Origin of the sequence: Pantoea sp. ME81, assembly GCF_903970985.1 — a bacterium.
Taxonomy (GTDB): Bacteria; Pseudomonadota; Gammaproteobacteria; order Enterobacterales; family Enterobacteriaceae; genus Pantoea; species Pantoea communis.
Genome location: NZ_CAJCKS010000011.1, coordinates 26,102 through 44,953 on the forward strand (window position 1 = coordinate 26,102; position 18,852 = coordinate 44,953).

Here is an 18,852-nt window from a genome sequence, read left to right on the forward strand (position 1 = left end):
CCTCAGACATTCATTCCGTTGCAACTTCGTGGCCCCTTTTCCTGCCCGTTGCCGCCAGCACGGTAACGGCGATTTTATTAGCCAAAGGATGAAGTGAAAAATGAATAATCTGTCCACCATGATGAGAGAAATTGAAGGTTATCTCACGCCCGCGATTATCGATTCTGCTCAACGCTGTTCTCAACGCTTACTTGCCGCCCTGCCCGATAGCGACAATCCCGCTAACAATCGCGTGCTACTCGCCTATGGCGGCGGGAAAGACAGCAGCTACATGGTGGCGTATGTGCGCTACATTCAGGGTCTGATCTGGCAGCAGCAGGGCAGCACTTTTCAGCTACGCATCAGCACTAACCGCCACGCGGCGATGAACGACAGCGTGATGGAGAATATCGACCGTGTGTACCGCGCGTTGCAGATCCACGATGATGATTTTACCGAATGCCTGGTGACCGATGGCCTGCAAATCCGCCACTTCGAACGCCATTTGCCGATGCCCGACAGCGTGCGCCAGCAGAATCGCAACGATGTGCTGATGAATGGCCATCGCTTTCGTGCCGATGCGCGCTCCACTTTCTGTAACGCCTGCAACCTCAGCATGGTGAACTCGTTTGGCCTTGCCGCGCACTACGAGGGCGGCGTGGATGTGATCATCACCGGTGATTCGCCGCAGGAGCAAACCGCTTACCTCGCCTGGGCTCGTCATCTTTCACGCCTGTTTGATGCGCCCGTTGCCGACAAATCGCGCGGCTTTAGCGGCTTCCTGCAAACCCTGGATGGCGTGGCAGAACGCTATTTCGCCGACATTTACGGCGCCGAGCAGGTTACCCCGGCCCATCGCATCACCTGGCAGCTGGCACGCGATCCGCTGTTCTTCAACATCTATCAGGACACCGCCTATGAAGCGGGTGCGCACTGGTCGCTACTCACCGAGTTCATGCACTTCCGCTTTGATGAGCTGATGTTCAGCTTCTCTGAATCGGACTGCGGCAACCCGACGTTAATGGCACATATTCGCGGTCTGCGAGCGGAGACGCTGATGCAGCGTAGCTACGCCGAAGGCATTCGCGAATATGTGCGCTTTGCGCTCGGCCTGATGGAGAAGAAAGATTTCCCGCCGCAACTGATTGCGGAAATGGCGGCGCGTTATCAGGACGATGCGGCGATTGAACGTGCTCGCCAGCGTGCAGCGCAGTTTGCCGAACAGGCGTTTGGCCTCAACGAAACCCAGCTGGTGTGCATGATCTATTCACCGTTTATCGCGCAGGGCCAGCAGCTCAATGTCTGGCTACAACAGCTCGATCAGGCGCCTGATGAACAGGCGGTGCGGGCGCTGCTATGCGGCGATAGCGATGATTTGCTGCTGGCACAGCAGCTTGAGCAGCTCTCCGGCCTGACGATTGCACAGATGCGCCAGTGCTGGCGCAGTGCACAGGTCAATACGCTGCTGGATGGCACGCGCGGCGATGCGCTTTCACGCGTGCTGCGTTTCGATCCGCACAAAGCAGTGATTCAGGTCAACAACGGTGCCTTGCAAGACATCGTCACTGAAGTGATCTCCGGGCGATAACCCGGTAAGGCGACGCGATGAGAAAGATTTTCCTGCAGATTGGTGCCACGCGTGACGGGCAAAATCCGTACTGTGCGGTGGCAAAACGTGAGGGCTATTTTACCGTGCTGGCGGAGATGGGCGACTTTGTCGACTATCAAAGCTTAAGCATTCAGCTGCCGTTCGATCTGATTGTGCGTCTCGATCGCCCGGAAAATCCGTGGGATGTGTTACAAGCCTGTCTGCGCGCGGGCTTACTGGAACATCCTCAGGTGGTGCTGGCAGGCTTTGAAGCCTACAACGCCAGCGCCGGTCGCGTACGCGAACTGCTGGCCGGGCCGGATGCCGGACCTTGCTTTATTCCGCCGGATAAGTACGCACAGCGCATGGCCTTGCGTAAAGCCTGGCCACGCTTTCCACAGCCGGAGTTTCGCTTCTTTGCCTCACCGCTGAGCATTCGTGACGCGCGTGATGCACTGCTGTATCCCTGCGTGATCAAACCGGTGGATGGCGGCGGCGGATTAGGGATCTGGCTGGTGGAAGAGGCCAGCCAGCTCGATGCGGTGATCGGCAAGCTGGTGGAGACCATGAACTACGGCGGGCGCGGCTTTAGCGGCTTTATTGTCGAAAGCTGGCTGCCGGGCGACGAATATTCACTACAAGGTGTGGTGGATAACGGACACGCGGTGGCGCTGACCTGCTGTCAGAAGGTGATCGAGCACCACATCGATGCAGAAGGCTGTATCAGCTTTTACGAATCCGGCCATGTGGCGATGGCTGCACAACAGCTGCCTGCTGCCTTTGCCAGTTTGATGAGCTTTTGCTGTGAGACCTTTGGCTATCGCCAGGGCGCCTTCCACATCGATTTTATTATGGTGAACGGTGAACCGCACTTCCTCGAAATGGGTTTCCGCTTATCGGGCATGGGCGTGGTGAATCTGGTCGAGGAAGTCACAGGTATTAACTGGGCGGAGGTAGCGTTTCAGATTGAAGCCGGACGGGGTTTGCCGGTGCTGCACTTCCCTAAGCAAGCCCAGGCCATTGGTCGCCTGCGCCTGCGTCAGCGCCTGCAATATGACGCAGCGGAACGCTGGATCGCCCAACATCAGCGCGGTCAGTTATTGCCACCGCTCAATCTGCCCGCGCTGGCCGTTTCGCCGCGATCCTCGCTCTACGCCGACCTCACCCGTCATGCTGGTATCCTCGCCACCTTCCGTCTTGCCGCAGACAGCCGTGACGATGTGTTAGCGGTGTTCCAGCAGATTCTCGACGTTCCGTCCTTAGCCCCCCGGAGAGATCTTCTATGTGCAGAATGATTCTGGCAAGCGGCCAGTTTGATGCGGCAGCGGTACTGGACGCCGCACGCGCCATGAGCTGTGGCGAAACCGCCACGCATGACGGCCCGATCAAACAGCACCCGAATGGCTGGGGCTGTTTGTGGCTGGATCAGGGAAAGATTCGCACCCTGCATGGCACTGGCACCTTTGCTGATGCGCTGCCCGGTATTGACGTTGATGCACTGCGTCACAGCCGTTTTCTGGCGGTACATGTGCGGCACGCCACGCTGAGCAAAAATCAGGGCATTGAGTTTTCCCATCCGCTGTGGCGCACCAGCGGCGCGACGCAGTGGTACATGATGCACAACGGCTTTTTACCCACGGTCTATGCGCAACTGGGCATGGCGGAATCGCGCTTTGACTCCGCCGAATATCTTGAATATATCGTCGACCAGGTGACGCCTGCCGATTTTACCCGTGACTACCTGCGCAGCAAGATGGCGCGCGTGGCACCGGGTGGCAGTGCGGCTAATGCGATTTTTGTCACCCGGGATAAAGCCTGGGCGTGGCAGTGGCATCCCGATGACACCCCTTATCCTGACTATTTCACGTTGCATCATTATCAAAATAACAGCACCACTTTCATCTCTTCTGAACCTATTGCTGCACTGGGCACGGCGTCTGACTGGCGTCGCATGAACAACCATGAACTTCATGAATTTCCACTTGGGGAGTGATCAGCATGGCCATTTTCAATCAGATACGCGTTATCCATCCAAAAATGTTCGTCGAAAGCACCTGGCTGGATGACATCGTGACCGCGCGCGTGCCGCTGTTGGTGCTGCGCAATTTCCTGACGCCTGAAGTGCGCGAAGCGGTGGTGGACGATCTGCAACAGTGCCGCGATCAGGTGCGCGTCTCGCGCTATCCAAATGGCGCACTGACCACGCTCGGCCCCTATCTGGCTAAACACACTCGCGCACCCGAAAATTACTTCACCGAGTTGCGCGACATCCAGCCTGCACTGCCAGCATCACTGCACTGCCTGCGCGATCAGGTTTACAACTGGGTGAAGCACTCATTGCGTCTGGAGAGTCTGCACACTGCCCGCGAGCCGGAGTTGGGCGATTACGCGGGTTCGATTGTGCGCTTTCATGCCAATGGCGTCGCCAATCCACTGCATAACGACAACATCGTACGCGATGCCGCGGGCAGTGGTTTGGCCGTCACCCACATCCTGCATCAACTGAGCTGTGTGGTCTGTTTGCAGGAGTGTCACGCGGGCGGGGAACTGCGGATATTCAACAAGAAGTGGCATCCGGTGGATGAGCGCTTCAAAACGCCGGGTGAACTCGGCTATCAGACTGGCGTGATTGAGCAAAGCGAGGCGTGTGAGTTCTCCCCACGCAGCGGCGACATCTATCTGTTTAATCCTGCGTTTTATCACGAGATTGATCGCGTGGAAGGCGACACGCGCATCACCATGGGCTTTTTCTTTGGCCTGACCGACAAAAAAATGAAGCACGCCATTGCCTGGAGTTAACGCCGGGCCTTCGACGAGGAGATGAACATGAATACCTATGAAAAAATCACCGCCCTGCTGGATCAACACCACGCGGACTATCGCGTGGTGGAGCATGAGGCCATCGGTCAGACCGATGTGATCAGCGGCATTCGCGGCAACGATCTCAATCAGGCTGCCAAAGCCATGGTGCTGGAAGTGACGATGCCGGACGGTGCCGATGCGCGTTACCTGCTGGCGATAGTGCCGGGCGACTGCAAGATCAACTTCAAAAGTGCGGCACGCGCCATTGGTGGCAAGAAGTCGAGTTTTGCCGCGCCAGAGAAAGCACAGGAGCTGACGCAGTGTGTGATGGGCGCGGTGCCGCCCTTTAGTTTTGATGACCGACTGGCGCTGCGCGTCGATGCGCGCCTGCGTGATGTCGGCACGCTGTGGTTTAACGCCGGCGCGCTGGAGCGTTCCATGGCGCTGAATGTGGATGATTTTTTTCGTGTTATCGGCGATGACTGTTGTGCAGACATTGCCACTCCGATGACGGCGACTGCCTGAAACGGCCGTAGTAAGGAACGAGTATGTCAGTAAAAGATATGATGTTAGCCCTGTGCGTAGTGGTGGCGTGGGGCGTGAATTTTGTGGTGATCAAACTGGGTCTGCACGATATGCCGCCGTTTCTGCTGGCGGGATTGCGTTTTGCACTGGTGGCGTTCCCGGCGATCTTCTTTGTGAAGCGGCCGCAGATCCCTTTGCGCTGGCTGATCGTGTACGGCATGACTATCAGCTTTGGTCAGTTCGCTTTCCTGTTTCTGGCGATCAAACTCGGCATGCCTGCGGGACTGGCCTCACTGGTGTTACAGGCACAGGCGTTCTTTACGCTGCTGCTCGGCGCTTTGTTACTGGCGGAAAAACTGCGCTGGAACCACATCGCCGGGATTTTAGTGGCGACACTTGGCATGTTTATGCTGGCAACGGCGGGCATGGAGGGGCAAACCACCGCTGGGATTACGCTCACCACCATGATGCTGACGCTGGCGGCGGCGCTGTCATGGGGATTGGGCAATATCACCAACAAGATCATTCTGCGTAACCGTAAGGTGCCGGTGATGTCGCTGGTGGTGTGGAGTGCACTGGTGCCGGTGGTGCCCTTTTTCGCCTGCTCATGGTGGTTCGATGGCGAGGCAGCGATCGTCACCAGCCTGCTGAATATCTCGTTGCAGACGGTGCTGGCGCTGATTTACCTCGCGTTTATTGCCACTATTGTCGGCTACGCGATCTGGGGCAATTTGCTCGGTCGCTATGAGACCTGGCGCGTGGCGCCGCTGTCACTGCTGGTGCCCGTGGTGGGCATTCTTAGCGCTGCGCTGGTACTCGACGAAACCCTGTCAGCGCAGGAAATTCTCGGTGCGTCAGTGATTATTCTCGGCCTGCTGGTGAACGTGTTCGGCGGGATGGTGAGCCAGCGATTATGGGTGCGCACCTGATCCGCAGAAACAAAAACGCCGCATTTCTGCGGCGTTTTCTTCTCAACACAATATCCTTAATTCAGGATTTCAATGCGACGCGGTTTCGCTTCTTCAGGAACGATGCGTTCCAGATCGATGCTCAGCAGGCCCAGTTCGAGACGCGCATCGCGCACCACGATGTGATCGGCCAGCTGGAATTTGCGCTCAAAGTTACGTTCGGCGATACCCTGATAAAGGTATTTGCGCTCCGGTTGCTCTTCGGGGTGCGCGCCGCGAATAATCAGCACATTGTCGTGTGAGGTAATATCTAACTCGCTCTGGGCAAAGCCCGCAACGGCAATGGTGATGCGATAGTGGTTTTCATCCACCAGCTCAACGTTGTACGGAGGATAGCCACCATTGGCCTGGTTCTGATTGGACTCAAGCAGACTAAACAGACGGTCGAAACCAATAGCAGAACGATAAAGCGGAGTGAGATCAAAGTTACGCATAAAAAGACTCCTGAAAATCAGCAAGTTTTGGCAACCTTCCACCATGGACAGGTTGTGCGGCCCGCTGCTGCCCCTGTCGGCAACAGCAACGCGACCGTGAAGTAAAAATGGGTGCGCTTTGATCGCTTTCAAGGGCAATGCGTATTTTTTTACAGCAATTTTGACGAAATAGCATACACTCAGAAATTCTTCGCCTGCATTGCATGACATCGCCACAGAGCTTTGCTGCAGCAGGAGACACACTCCAGCCAGAAGTGATGGCTGTAGGGATGATGAAATGAAAATGATGAAAAGCTTTCCGCTCACCGGCCTGCTGGTCTGCGGCGTTTTGACTACTTCGGGTTGCTCCAGCGTCATGTCTCACACTGGCGCCAGCCAGGGTTATTATCCCGGCACTCGCGCCAGCGCAGATATGATTGCCGATGACAATACCAGCTGGGCGATAAAGCCGCTGGCGGTGATCGATCTGCCCTTCTCCGCCGTACTGGATACGATTCTGTTGCCGTGGGATTACTTCCGCACTGACAAAGATTCGGCGCATGACCGTGTGCTGCAAAGCGAAAAATTGGCTGGCACTGACGCCAGCCTGGCGACTGCCGCCGCTATGCCATCGACGTCGCACTGACGCAGAACAGCTGGCGCCAGCCCTCAATTTCCCGCATATAAGCGATCTGTTTGCCGTCCGGTGACCACGCTACCGCATCACCGGAAGGCGGCTGCTCGCTGCGTTTGGTTAAGCGCGTGCAGTGCCCGGTCGCCACATCACAGCGCATCACGCTGTTATCGCAAATAAAGGCGATCGCCTCGCCTGACGGCTGCCAGCTGAATGCCGACTGAATAGTGCTGCTGAGCCGCGTGATTTGACGCGGTGAACCACCGTTAGGCGACACACGCCACAGCTGTACAACGCCCTGCTCATCCGCCATCAGGAAGGCGATGGTGCTGCCGTCCGGCGACGCGCGCAGCCAGTGACGTGGCTGCAATGCTAACCCTTTACTGTGCGTGATGCGCCGCTGCTGCACACCGGCAGGCGGTGCAGGCAGTTTATCCGCCGTGCCCTGTAACGGTGATGCACCGGATTTGGCGTAATCACTCAGCGCCTCGGGCAAATCCACTACAAACACTTCCGGCACTTTATCGCCGTTGGCAGCACGCGTATCACCGATAAACGCCAGCGCCCAACGCTGCCAGCTGCCGTCTTCTTTCTGATACCCACGATCGCCAATCCAGCCCTCTTCATAAGCGCGGTCAATCTGATCGCTGCCCGGCTGGGGATCGCGCGTGGTTTGGCTTACCAGCACGCAGTAATGGCTGCCATCGTATTCGCGGGGATGCTGTTTCGGCGGACACACCGGATGCAGCGGTACGGCCACACCGACATTACGCAAATCCTCACCCACATCTTTTTCATGCATCACATGGTCGTTATAGGTAAAGCTCAGACGCGATCCGTCTGGACTGAACACATGGACATGCGAGCCGCCGCGCAAGGCACCGGGCGTATAAGGTGCGGTGATGTCACAGGCATCGAGATTTTCCGCATTGCCCTGCTGCACAATGACGCCGCGACGATGATGGAAATCATAATGCCAGTGTGCATCGGGATGCTCAGGGCCATGAATGCACACATAGCGCGGCGGCAGATCCGGGCTGACGGTCACCACGCCGACATGCGCACCGTCGCGTGCCTGATACAGCACCTCGACCGCACCGCTCGCGACGTTGACGCGTTCGATGGTCAGACTGGTAAAGGACGCGCCCGACGGACGAACATCAAACGCCAGCCACTGGCTGTCCGCGGTCCAGACGTTGATATTGGTGAGCTGATGATGACGCTGTGCAAAGGTGAGTTGTTTTTCTGACATGAGGCAACCTTACATCCAACTGTTGCCGAACAAAGTACGCGATTATGGGGTGAGGTGCAGCAGTCACAGCGCAATAATTTGCGAACAGTTGGCACAATTCAATACGAATCGATCACGTCAGGAATGAGTGATAGATTGCGCGATAAATCATGAACAGATCGCGCAATGAATGGCTGACAGATTGCGTGATAAATCGTGAACAGACACGCAATGAATGGCGCCGCTACGCATCGCAGGGCGTTGTAGCGGCGTCATTTATCGCGCGTTATCGATCACCCAACCCGCTTCACATCCCCGACCAGCAGGATATAGGAGAGCGCACCAACCAATGCCACGGCGGAGATATACACCAGCGCCGGGGCAAAGCCGTAATCCTGTGCCAGATAGCCCACCACCAGCGGCACCGTGATGCCACCTAATCCACCGATAAAGTTAAACATTCCACCGGTTAAACCGATCAGGCGAACCGGCGCCAGCGACGACACCAGCGACCAGGTAATAGAGGCGAAGCCGTTGCCGAAGAACGCGATGGCCATCAGCGTCATAATCCACACCGGATCGTTGGTGTAGTTGGCACCCATGATGCAGGTAGAGATCAGCAATCCACAGATAATCGGCGTTTTACGCGCAAAACCAAGGGAACGCCCGCTGCGCACCAGACGATCGGCCACGATGCCAGAAAGAATCACACCAAAGAAGGCGGCGAGGAACGGCACGGTGGTCATAAAGCCTGCTGTCAGCGCGGAGATGTGTTTTTCCTGCGTCAGATAGTTCGGGAACCAGGTCAGGAAGAACCACAGCGTAGAGGTAACAGCGAACTGCCCAAGGTACACGCCGCACAGCTTGCGATGGAACACCAGTTTCCAGTCGGCGGCGGTGAGTTTGGTGCGCGTTTTTTTCGCCGCGGGAGCATCGCCGTCCACCATCGCCCCCCCTTCACGGATATAGTCCAGTTCCGCCTGGTTGATGCCTTTGCTCTGGCTTGGGGCTTGATAGAACTTGATCCACACCAGCGACCAGATGATGCCGATGCCGCCTGTGATGATGAACACCCAGTGCCAGCTCAACAGTTCCTGAATCCAGATCAGCAACGGTGTGAGAAAAGCGAGACCGACAAACTGACCAGAGGTATAAAAGCCCACGGCAGAGGCACGCTCCTGCTCCGGGAACCAGCTGGTGACCAGACGATTGTTGGTCGGGAACGCAGGCGCTTCAAAGATGCCGGTAATGGCACGCAAGCCAATCAGCGATAATAATCCGCTGGCAAAACCCTGGAATAACGTGGCGACCGACCAGCCGAAGATGGCAATAAAATAGGTCAGGCGGGAACCGACGCGATCGAGGAACCAGCCGCCGGGAATCTGGCATAGCGTATATAACCAGGCAAAGGCAGAGAAGACATATCCCATCTCCGCTTTACTGATGCCGAACTCTTCCTGAATATGCGCAGAGGCCACCGCTAAATTAGCGCGGTCGACATAGCAAATCACCACCGTAATAAAGATCATCAGCAGCGTAATATAACGACGCCGGGTGGGTTTGGCCTGAACAGCAGAGAGATCCATGGTGTGTCTCCGTAATCATATTTGTAGTTGAGGCGCGAAGATGCCCGCCGCTACAAATGCAGGGTAAGGATAGTGAAGGTAAAACCGCACAGGCGGTAAATGTCATTTGCCGGGAAAAAGGCTGAGCGAGGCCCTATGCCTTATTTCACCGGCATATCTTTATCTAAAAGATTTTATAAATTCTTATACCCTAAATAATTCGACGTGCAGAATGATGGCATGGGAATACACTCCCAAGAGCTTACTTAAGGTGAGTAAGCACAGCCAACGCATCTGTCGCTTAAATTATGACGAGTATTACCACTCAGCGACCGTTCCGTCTGGGAAACGCCATAATGGATTACGCCAGTCTGGTGCATTCTTACTTCTTTCAATCACCAGCTCTTCGTTAATTTCCACGCCGAGACCCGGTTTATTCAGTGGATAGAAGTGACCATCATCCATTTTGAAATCATCTTTATTGATAACGTAATCCAGCAGTTCAGCACCCTGATTATAGTGAATGCCCATGCTCTGCTCCTGGAACACCGCGTTGCGTGAAACGAAATCGACATGCAGGCAGGCAGCCAGCGCGATTGGGCCGAGCGGACAGTGTGGTGCCAGCGCTACATCGTAAGACTCTGCCATCGCGGCAATTTTGTAGCACTCGGTGATACCGCCCGCATGCGACAGATCCGGTTGCAGAATCGCCAGGCCACCCGCTTCCAGCACGCGTTTGAACTCGAAGCGCGAGAACATACGTTCGCCTGCCGCAATCGGAATATGGGTTTGCGCCGCCAGACGCGGATAGTATTCCGCCTGCTCCGCCAGCACCGGCTCTTCAATGAACAGCGGACGATACGGCTCCAGCTCTTTGATCAGCACTTTCGCCATTGGCGCACTGACGCGGCCATGGAAATCGAGACCGAACTCAATCTCTTTGCCAAAGGCTTCACGAATCTGTGCCACGGTATTCACCGCTGCATCCACTTTGCGCGAGTTGTCGATAATGCCCATCTCTTCGCATCCATTCAGCTTGAAGGTGTCGAAGCCAATCTTGCGCAGTTTCTTGATGCCGTCGACCACTTCTTCCGGACGATCGCCCCCCACCCAGCTGTAAGCCTTGATGCTGTCACGCACCAGACCACCAAGCAGCTGATACACCGGCACACCCAGCGCTTTACCTTTGATATCCCACAATGCCTGATCGATACCGGCGATGGCGCTCATCAAAATCGGACCACCGCGATAGAATCCACCGCGATACATCACCTGCCACAAATCGTTGATGCGTGCCGGGTCCTGACCAATCAGATATTCCGACAACTCATGCACAGCCGCTTCGACGCTGCGCGCGCGCCCTTCAATCACCGGTTCGCCCCAGCCAACGATGCCTTCGTCGGTTTCGATTTTCAGGAACATCCAGCGCGGCGGCAGGCGATAAGTGGTCAGTTTGGTAATTTTCATCGTACAGCATCCTTATAAGCAGCAATAAATGCGCGAGCTTTCTCCACAGTGCGCGACAGCGGCTGGCCAGCGCGATAGAGATCGCTGCCCAAACCTGCGCCAATGCAGCCCGCGGCCAAAAATTCATGCAGGTTTTCTGGCGTCACGCCGCCCACCGCAAACACCGGCACTTCCGGCGGCAGCACCGCTTTCAAGGCCTTGATGTAGCCCGGACCAAACGCCGACGATGGGAAGATTTTCAGCGCCTGGGCGCCCGCTTGCAGTGCGGTGAAGGCTTCGGTGGCGGTGGCGCAACCCGCTGCAACAATCATCCCTTTCGCCACGGCCTGACGGATGACTGCCGCATCGGTATTCGGCGTCACCACCAGCTTGCTGTTAAGCGTGGCCAGTTCATCGACCTGCGCCGGATGCAACACGGTGCCCGCACCGATCAGCGCTTTATCGCCGAAAGTCTGCACCATCGCGCCGATGCTTTTGGCCCATTCCGGGGAATTCAGCGGGATCTCAATGGCATCGAAACCCGCTTCGATTAGGGCACCCACGTGCGCTTCGGCCTCGTCTGGCGTGATGCCACGCAGGATGGCGATCAATGGCAATTTAGTGTGCCAGGTCATCTGCAATACTCCTTATTCCATGCTGGAACGCGCGGTCGCCTTCCAGGGTGACTGAATCCATGCCGATAAATTGCAGCGCCTGCTGATAACGCTGCGCCAGCGCATTTCCAGCAATAATGATGATCGGTTGGCGGCGATCCACGTGTTCCGTCATCAGCGCCACTTCATGACCAATCAGCAGGCCGGATAGGAAATCGCTGATATGGCGGCGATCGCGTGCGCCCAATACATGAGAAGCACGCACTTCGAACAGCCTGGAAAGGATCGATGCGTCGTGGCTGCCGACCGCTAAGCCTTCACGGAAAGCGGCGGCATTCTCTTCCTGTTCGGGTAAACCCGCACCGATTAGCGACTGTTTCAGCAGCAGATGATGCAGTTCACCCGTCATCACCGTGCGAAAGTCCTGCACACGCTGCTGCTCCACCTGCACCCATTTGGCATGCGTGCCAGGCATCACATACTGCATAGCGGGTTGCAGCGCGAAGGCACCCAGCAACTGTGTCTCTTCACCGCGCATCACGTTGTAGTTGTCAGCACGTTCGACGCTCAATCCCGGCACGATCCACGCTTTATCTTCAACGCGGGTCAGGCGGCTGCTGAGTTGATCCAACGCCACAGGACAGGCCAGATAAGGCACCGTAAGCCAGCCTGCATTGCTACCGACCATGCCCGCCATCACCACCGGCACATCATTCACTGGCCAGCCGTCTGTCACACTGGCAAAGACCTCTGCAGGCGTGCGTCCGCCAAGACGCGTGACGCCCGCTTCTGACCGGCGCTCATCAACGCAGTTACCCTGCTGATAATGCCAGGCACGCAGATTGGTTGAACCCCAATCAATCGCGATATAGCTGGTCACATAATCTCCTTGAGTCGGGCGGTGGAGCTGGCGATCATCGCTTTTGCCGCCTGCTCCGCCGCATCACCATCCTGATGTCGGATGGCATCAAACAGCGCCTTGTGTTCGGCTAAGGTGCGCGGCATGTTGCCGGAATCCGCCATGTAGGTTTTCGCAAACACCGCTTTCTGTAACTGGCTGATCGCCACATTAAGCTGCTGCAATACCGGATTGTGCACCGAAGCCAGCACCGCTTCGTGGTAGCGGATATCCGCCTCATTGAATGCTTCCCGATCGAGATGATGGGCAACCATGTCGTTATAAGCCTGCTCAATCGCCGCTAAATCGTTGGAGGTCGCGCGTTCCGCCGACCAGCGCGCAATCTGCGGCTCCACCAGCACGCGCACTTCACTCATGGCGGCAATCAGCCTGGGATCTTGATCGTGCGCCAGTGCCCATTGCAGGACATCGCTGTCGAGGTAATTCCACTGATTGCGCGGGGTGACAAAGGCGCCACGGTAACGCTTCATCTCCATCAACCGCTTTGCCATCAGCGAGCGAAATACTTCGCGGATGATGTTTCGCGAGGTGCCAAACCGTTCACATAACTCGGCTTCGGCTGGCAACGCGGCGCCCGGCACATACTTCCCTGCTACAATTTCTTCACCCAGCGTCAGGATGATGCGCTCGGTTTTGCTTAATTGTTCTTGCGTCATGATGTTCCATTCAGTGAAAGACGGTAGCCCATCAGATTACTGCTTTCGACGCGTTAAAACTAACAGGCACCTCACGTCACGACGCAGATTGTAGTACTAACAAAACAAGTTGTACTACAATCTGGATCACATAATAGACAATTCATCGAAGCATAAATGTGCACCCGATTAAATCGAGCTGAGTGTGAGTTGGGGCATCACTTATGACGGATCAGTGTGCCCCAGGCAGAAACTTAGAAGCTCGCTCGTTGGGTGATCATTCATGGTGAAGCAATGCGCTCCGGGTGGAAACGGGACTGATCGTTCGCGGGTTCATCATTTATGAAGTATGAATAGCTGCTTCACGGAAACCGTAACGATCATTCGTCGTGTCGGCATTGATGGCGACCGATGGACATTTGCAGAATGAATTCAGAGAGGCGGACAGCAGCACGCTGCCCGCAAAAGAAAGGATTACAGCACCAGCTCTTCAATGGCATGCGCGACGCCATCTTCCATATTGGTTTTGGTCACGAACTGCGCAATGTTTTTGACTGAATCAATGGCATTACCCATCGCCACGCCGGTTCCCGCGTACTCAATCATCGCCAGGTCGTTTTCCTGATCGCCAATCGCCATCACTTCCGACTGCTGCAGGCCGAGTTTGTCCGCCAGCATTTTCACGCCGTAGCCTTTGTTGACCAGTGGATTGAGAATTTCGAGGTAGTACGGCGCACTTTTCAGGATGGTGTAGCTGTCACGGGCCCGCGCAGGCAGGCCAGCAATCGCTTTATCCAGCAAATGTGGCTTGTCGATCATCATCAGTTTCGGGAAGCGAGTGGCCGGGTCCATCTCTTCTACCGCGCGGTAGCGAACCGGAATGCCGGTCAGGCTGGCTTCATGGATGGTGTATTCGCTGATGTCTTTGTTTGGCGTGTAGAGGAAAGATTTGTCGAATGCCTGGAAATGCACGCCGAGGTCGCGCGCCAGCTGTTCCAGATAAAGATAGTCATCAAAGCTCAGCGTTTTTTCTGCCACCACATCGCCGCTATCCGCGCTGTGCACCAGAGCACCGTTGTTACTGATGCAATACTGGCCGGGCTGCTGCATATCGAGTTCCATCAGATAGCGCTCAATGCCGACCAACGGACGACCAGTCGCCAGCACAATGGAAACGCCTTTATCACGCGCACGACCAATCGCCGATTTCACCGCCGCCGTCACTTCGTGCTGCGGGTTGAGCAGCGTGCCGTCCATATCGATCGCAATCAATTTTATCGCCATAACATCCTCGGTTAAGTCAGAGTTTGTTTAATGCTAGCGCGATTCAGCTCACATTGACCAGTTAATCGGCAACGGACGGCACTTCAGGCTATTTTGCGGTCAGCGGCTTGCGGACAAACAAGCCATAGCTCAGCGCGCCCAGCATCAGCAAGCCCGCTCCCAGCAAGAACACGTTGGTAAATTTGCCGGTAGTATCCAGGATGATGCCCGTGACAATGGGTGCCATTGCTGCGCCGAGGAAGCCACCAAAGTTCTGAATCGCACCCAATGAGGCAACCTGAGATTTTGGTGCAATATCACTGGCCAGCGTCCAAAGTGCCCCTTGTGGCATCTGCGAACAGAAGTAGCCCATGGCCAGCAGGCCAATTGCCAGTGGCGTACTATCCACGAAGGGGATCGGTGCCACGAAGCAGGCGGCCAATGCTGCGCCAGTCACAATCGGAACTTTACGCGCGGTGATTGCCCGCACACCGCGACGCACTAATCGATCGGACAGCATACCGCCCACCAGCACGCCTAAAATGCCGGCGAAGAATGGAATCGAGGCGATCCAACCAGTGGCTTTGAGACTGAAACCCAGGGATTTTTCCAGATAGCCGGGCAGCCAGGTGAGATAGACCCAAATAGTGAACATGATGGAGAAGTTGCCGATCACCATAAACCAGGTGGTGCTATGGCGGAACAGTGCGCCCCAACTGGCTTGTGCCTTCTCTTCTGGTGCAGCGACACTTCGCTGCCCGGCATGCAGCAAAGCATCTTCACGCGCTTCTGGATCACGATAAAACTTCCACCACGCCAGCAGTAATGGGATCCCCATTAAGCCAATGGCGACAAACATGCCGCGCCAGCCGAATGTCAGCAACAGTACGGTCAGAATCGGAGGGGCAATCGCATTTGCGATTTGCGAACCGGTATTGATGATCGCCGTGGGTAAGCCTCGCTCGTTATCACCAAACCAGCGATGGGTGATCTTAATGCCCGAAGTGAAAAACGGCGATTCGGCGATCCCTAACATCATGCGTAAGCCATAGAAGAAGCTGTAGCTGTTCACAAACGCCGCCAGCACAGTAAACGTGGACCATAAGCCAAGCGCCCATGAAAACATTTTCTTCGGGCCAAACTTATCCACCAGCCAGCCAGCGGGTAAATTCGCCAGCGCATAAGGCCAGAGGAACGCGGAAAGTAACAAGCCCATTTCCGTTTGAGAGAAACCAAATTCAGCGGCAATGGTGGTGTTGGCAATGCTCAGGTTGGCGCGATCAAGATAGTTAACCACCGCTGCCAACAACAGAAGGAGGACGATGCCCCAGCGCAGTTTACCTATGGTTGTCGGCTGGGTAATGGTCACATCAGATAAGGTATGCGCAGAAGGTTTCATGACGCCTCCTGCGGTGTAGTAAACAGGTCGAGATGGATTTTAATCACTGCTTTGCGAATGCGCTGTACTTCGGGCGCGGCACAGCATGGGCGATGCACATCGTGCGGGAAAAACAGCGCGAATTGGCCCGGCGTTAAAGTAATCATCGATTCAGTGATGGTGTCCTGATAAAACACCACATCTCGTTCATTGCGCAGATCTTCAGTAATGACATGCTGCGGATGCGCACGCGCCACGCCGATATTCTCACGTCCTTCCAGTAAATATTGAATATCAACATAGTTAAAGTGCGACTCCGCACGGCGTGCACTCGCCGGCTCGGTTTCCATTTCCTGCACCAGACAGAACATCTGGTTGTTGGGCAGTAAATCGTATTTCCCTGCTTCCAGCTGGCTGAAATCGGTATCCGCAATCCAGCGAATAGCCTGGTCAACTATGGGATGAAAAGCGTGGCGCTCGCGCGTCCAGTCCAGTCGATCGCATACAATCATGATGTCTTCCCGTGTCGTTATCGTTAGAGGGTTCAGGTACAGCGGGAGGATAAATATCCTCCCTGAGAGGTGTTATTTGGCTACACGTGGCTGCCACAACGCACTGCCATCACGGATTTGATCGAGCAGCACGCTCAATCCCCAGAATTTTTCCAGCACGTTGTCTTTGTTCACCCGGCAGTGCTCACTGGCAAACGTGCCCAGTCGCTGGTGATAAATCTTGGCGTTTTTTGGATAGCCGAGCGTTTCAGTCACAGCGCTCAGCGACAGGAACAGCGACAGTTCATGGGCTTTTTCCGGCTGCTGTGCGCCATGGTGATAAAGCCAGTGATATAAGCCCGGATGGAAGTTGGTGAACACACCGCTGAAACCTTTGGATCCCGCTTGCATCGCCGGCCAGGCAATCGCGGCATTCGCATTGATAATGGCTAGTGGCGTGCCCTGAGACAGTTTGACGCGGCGCTCAACAGTTGGCAGATCGCAGCTCACATCTTTCAGCACCACAAAACGGCCACTATTGGCGCAGAAACTGAACTCTTCATCACTCAACAGTCGACGATATGGCGCCGGGCACTCATAAAGCCCCAATGGCATGTCTGCGGGTAACGATTCCAACAGATGATTGAGATGGGTATAGAATGCTTCGCTGCCCTGATTTTGAGGATCGAGGTGGTTGGTCACCAGCACCAAAGCATCAATCCCGGTATTGGCCATAGCCTGCAGCTCTTTAGTTTGCTCTGCCAGATCATCACTGATATGGCCTGAGGCGATAACGGGCACACGGCCTTCTACTTTCTGTACCACAAAGCGAGCCAGTTCTACTCGCTCCTCAAGGCTGAGATACTGCATCTCACTCGACTGGCACACCGCGAATAGCGCATCCACGCCCTCTTTTAAGTACCAACTAATTAGCTTTTCCAGGCCGGGATAATCAATCTGGTTACCTGGGGTAAACGGGGTCAGCATGACCGGTACAATGCCTTCAATCTTTTTCATCATCTCTCCTGCCAGCGAAAGGCCGCTGTGATTAGTTATCTGGTTTATCGTTGTTGAAGTCGGGTCAGCACCTGCTGACGATCGGGCATGTTGCTTGCCCCTTCTCGTTCAACAGCGAGCGAAGCAAAAGCTGAGGCCCAGGTCGCCGCTTGCAGCAAGCTTTGGCCCTGAGCGAGTGCCGCCGCCAACGCGCCGTTGAAGGCATCGCCCGCGCCCGTGGTATCCACGCTGAGCGCAGGAAATGCCGGAATATGGTGAAATTGTTGGTTATCAAACAGCAGTGCACCGCGCGATCCCATGGTGATGATCACCCTCCGCGCGCCCAGTGCGACAATGGCCTGAGCAGCCGCGCGTGCGCTGGGGACATCATGGATTTCAATGCCAGACAGACGCGAAGCTTCGGTTTCATTCGGCGTGAGTACATCAATCATCGGCAGGCAGCTCACCACGTCAGGGGAAAATGGCGCAGGGTTCATAATGACGCGCACGCCCATGGTGTGTGCGAGACGGATGGCGCTGCGGGTAGCTTCAAAGTTGTTTTCCAACTGCAGTAGCATCACATCCGCATCGGTTAATTCATGCGTGAGTTCAGCAATCTCTTCGTCGGTAATGGTTTTGTTGGCACCCGAATAGATGGCAATCATGTTCTCGCCATTTTCTTGCGAGACATAAATGATGGCGCTGCCCGTGGGTTCGGTATCGGTCTGATAGAGACGAAAGGAGTGAATGTCGGAAGCGGAGAGATGATCGAACGCAAACTGGCTGAATTGATCGGTACCGACTTTGGCCACAAAATGGACGCGCGTACCCGCACAGCTAGCGGCCATCGCCTGATTGGCGCCTTTACCGCCAGGCCCCAGCGTGCTGCCTAACGCCATCAGTGATTCGCCACTTTGCGGAAACTGCGCCACTTTCGCCACGATATCGACGTTAAAAGCACCAAGAATGCAGACTTTCCCCTGCTTACCGGATGACTTTATCTGGCCTTTACGTGACTGCAGCCGTTGTAGCAACACCTCAAAGTTGCCGCTTTCGCTGATGAGCTTTTCCTGCAAATTGCGGCGTAACGCAATCGCTCCACCATAGCAGCGCTGCACTAAGCCCTGCTGTGCCAGTGCACTGAGATCGGTACGAATGGTTTCTCGTGTCACGCCTAACTGGCTTGCCAATCCATTAACCGTGACCCGTTCGTGCTCATCCAGCCATTGCAAAATCTGGCTACGTCGTTCTTCCAAAAACATGCGTTTCCCTCCGTTTCGCTCGCAAGCGTAAGGGAGACGACTGTTTATGAAAGTGATGCGGATCTCAGCACTCGGGAAAAAACGGAAGCAAACAAAAGCGAATGCAGATGTTTTTCAAGGAAAAAGAAGATTGTCAGGCGGAT

The 18,852-nt window shown here is 55.5% G+C and carries 19 protein-coding genes; 7 read left to right on the forward strand and 12 right to left on the reverse strand.

The window, feature by feature from the left end:
• Positions 1-100: 100 nt before the first annotated feature.
• The 6 genes from H7A81_RS03690 to H7A81_RS03715 are packed head-to-tail and all read left to right on the forward strand — an operon-like array spanning position 101 to position 5,823.
• Entirely contained in the window at positions 101-1,567 is a 1,467-nt protein-coding gene (locus H7A81_RS03690; protein WP_182056750.1) for a hypothetical protein, read from the forward strand.
• Positions 1,568-1,584: 17 nt separating this feature from the next.
• Positions 1,585-2,862, forward strand: coding sequence for an acetyl-CoA carboxylase biotin carboxylase subunit family protein (locus H7A81_RS03695; RefSeq protein WP_097118437.1), 1,278 nt, complete (start codon positions 1,585-1,587; stop codon positions 2,860-2,862).
• Positions 2,850-3,560: a class II glutamine amidotransferase gene (locus tag H7A81_RS03700; protein WP_182056751.1), complete on the forward strand. Its 711-nt coding sequence runs from the start codon at positions 2,850-2,852 to the stop codon at positions 3,558-3,560. The genes H7A81_RS03695 and H7A81_RS03700 overlap by 13 nt, the downstream gene beginning before the upstream one ends.
• Positions 3,561-3,565: 5 nt before the next feature.
• Positions 3,566-4,366 (forward strand): 2OG-Fe(II) oxygenase, encoded by an 801-nt coding sequence (locus H7A81_RS03705; protein WP_097118435.1) that lies wholly within the window; start codon positions 3,566-3,568, stop codon positions 4,364-4,366.
• A gap of 27 nt (positions 4,367-4,393) precedes the next feature.
• Entirely contained in the window at positions 4,394-4,894 is a 501-nt protein-coding gene (locus H7A81_RS03710) for a YbaK/EbsC family protein (protein ID WP_160833310.1), read from the forward strand.
• Positions 4,895-4,917: 23 nt separating this feature from the next.
• Positions 4,918-5,823, forward strand: a complete 906-nt coding sequence (locus tag H7A81_RS03715; RefSeq protein ID WP_182056753.1) for an EamA family transporter — start codon at positions 4,918-4,920, stop codon at positions 5,821-5,823.
• Positions 5,824-5,879: 56 nt separating this feature from the next.
• On the opposite strand, the gene ibpA is transcribed toward H7A81_RS03715, so the two are convergent.
• Complete coding sequence (gene ibpA, locus H7A81_RS03720; RefSeq protein ID WP_034830093.1) at positions 5,880-6,296, reverse strand: small heat shock chaperone IbpA; 417 nt, start codon at positions 6,294-6,296, stop codon at positions 5,880-5,882.
• A gap of 277 nt (positions 6,297-6,573) precedes the next feature.
• Here ibpA and H7A81_RS03725 point away from each other — a divergent pair, with 277 nt between their 5' ends.
• Positions 6,574-6,921, forward strand: a complete 348-nt coding sequence (locus H7A81_RS03725; protein ID WP_034829992.1) for a YceK/YidQ family lipoprotein — start codon at positions 6,574-6,576, stop codon at positions 6,919-6,921.
• Here H7A81_RS03725 and H7A81_RS03730 read toward each other — a convergent pair.
• From H7A81_RS03730 to H7A81_RS03780, 11 genes are all read right to left on the reverse strand, one after another.
• Positions 6,899-8,161: a DUF3748 domain-containing protein gene (locus tag H7A81_RS03730; protein ID WP_182056755.1), complete on the reverse strand. Its 1,263-nt coding sequence runs from the start codon at positions 8,159-8,161 to the stop codon at positions 6,899-6,901. The genes H7A81_RS03725 and H7A81_RS03730 overlap by 23 nt on opposite strands.
• Positions 8,162-8,433: 272 nt before the next feature.
• Positions 8,434-9,726 (reverse strand): MFS transporter, encoded by a 1,293-nt coding sequence (locus H7A81_RS03735; RefSeq protein ID WP_034829994.1) that lies wholly within the window; start codon positions 9,724-9,726, stop codon positions 8,434-8,436.
• Positions 9,727-10,023: 297 nt separating this feature from the next.
• The gene (gene dgoD / locus H7A81_RS03740) at positions 10,024-11,172 is read right to left on the reverse strand and encodes a galactonate dehydratase (protein WP_034829995.1); all 1,149 of its coding nucleotides are present in this window, start codon (positions 11,170-11,172) and stop codon (positions 10,024-10,026) included.
• Positions 11,169-11,786, reverse strand: a complete 618-nt coding sequence (locus H7A81_RS03745; RefSeq protein WP_045833469.1) for a 2-dehydro-3-deoxy-6-phosphogalactonate aldolase — start codon at positions 11,784-11,786, stop codon at positions 11,169-11,171. Before H7A81_RS03745 ends, dgoD begins: the two co-directional genes overlap by 4 nt.
• The gene (locus tag H7A81_RS03750) at positions 11,770-12,645 is read right to left on the reverse strand and encodes a 2-dehydro-3-deoxygalactonokinase (RefSeq protein WP_182056758.1); all 876 of its coding nucleotides are present in this window, start codon (positions 12,643-12,645) and stop codon (positions 11,770-11,772) included. Before H7A81_RS03750 ends, H7A81_RS03745 begins: the two co-directional genes overlap by 17 nt.
• Entirely contained in the window at positions 12,642-13,340 is a 699-nt protein-coding gene (locus tag H7A81_RS03755) for a FadR/GntR family transcriptional regulator (RefSeq protein ID WP_034829999.1), read from the reverse strand. The genes H7A81_RS03750 and H7A81_RS03755 overlap by 4 nt, the downstream gene beginning before the upstream one ends.
• A 453-nt stretch (positions 13,341-13,793) precedes the next feature.
• Positions 13,794-14,603 (reverse strand): sugar-phosphatase, encoded by an 810-nt coding sequence (gene yidA / locus H7A81_RS03760; RefSeq protein ID WP_034830000.1) that lies wholly within the window; start codon positions 14,601-14,603, stop codon positions 13,794-13,796.
• Positions 14,604-14,691: 88 nt separating this feature from the next.
• Positions 14,692-15,981: an MFS transporter gene (locus tag H7A81_RS03765; RefSeq protein WP_182056760.1), complete on the reverse strand. Its 1,290-nt coding sequence runs from the start codon at positions 15,979-15,981 to the stop codon at positions 14,692-14,694.
• Positions 15,978-16,472: a YhcH/YjgK/YiaL family protein gene (locus tag H7A81_RS03770; RefSeq protein WP_182056762.1), complete on the reverse strand. Its 495-nt coding sequence runs from the start codon at positions 16,470-16,472 to the stop codon at positions 15,978-15,980. The genes H7A81_RS03765 and H7A81_RS03770 overlap by 4 nt, the downstream gene beginning before the upstream one ends.
• Before the next feature lie 72 nt (positions 16,473-16,544).
• Positions 16,545-17,468 carry a dihydrodipicolinate synthase family protein gene (locus tag H7A81_RS03775; RefSeq protein WP_182056764.1) on the reverse strand — a complete coding sequence of 308 codons (924 nt, stop codon included), beginning with the start codon at positions 17,466-17,468 and terminating at the stop codon, positions 16,545-16,547.
• 44 nt (positions 17,469-17,512) lie between these two features.
• Complete coding sequence (locus H7A81_RS03780; protein WP_182056766.1) at positions 17,513-18,709, reverse strand: PfkB family carbohydrate kinase; 1,197 nt, start codon at positions 18,707-18,709, stop codon at positions 17,513-17,515.
• Between the last annotated feature and the right edge of the window lie 143 nt (positions 18,710-18,852).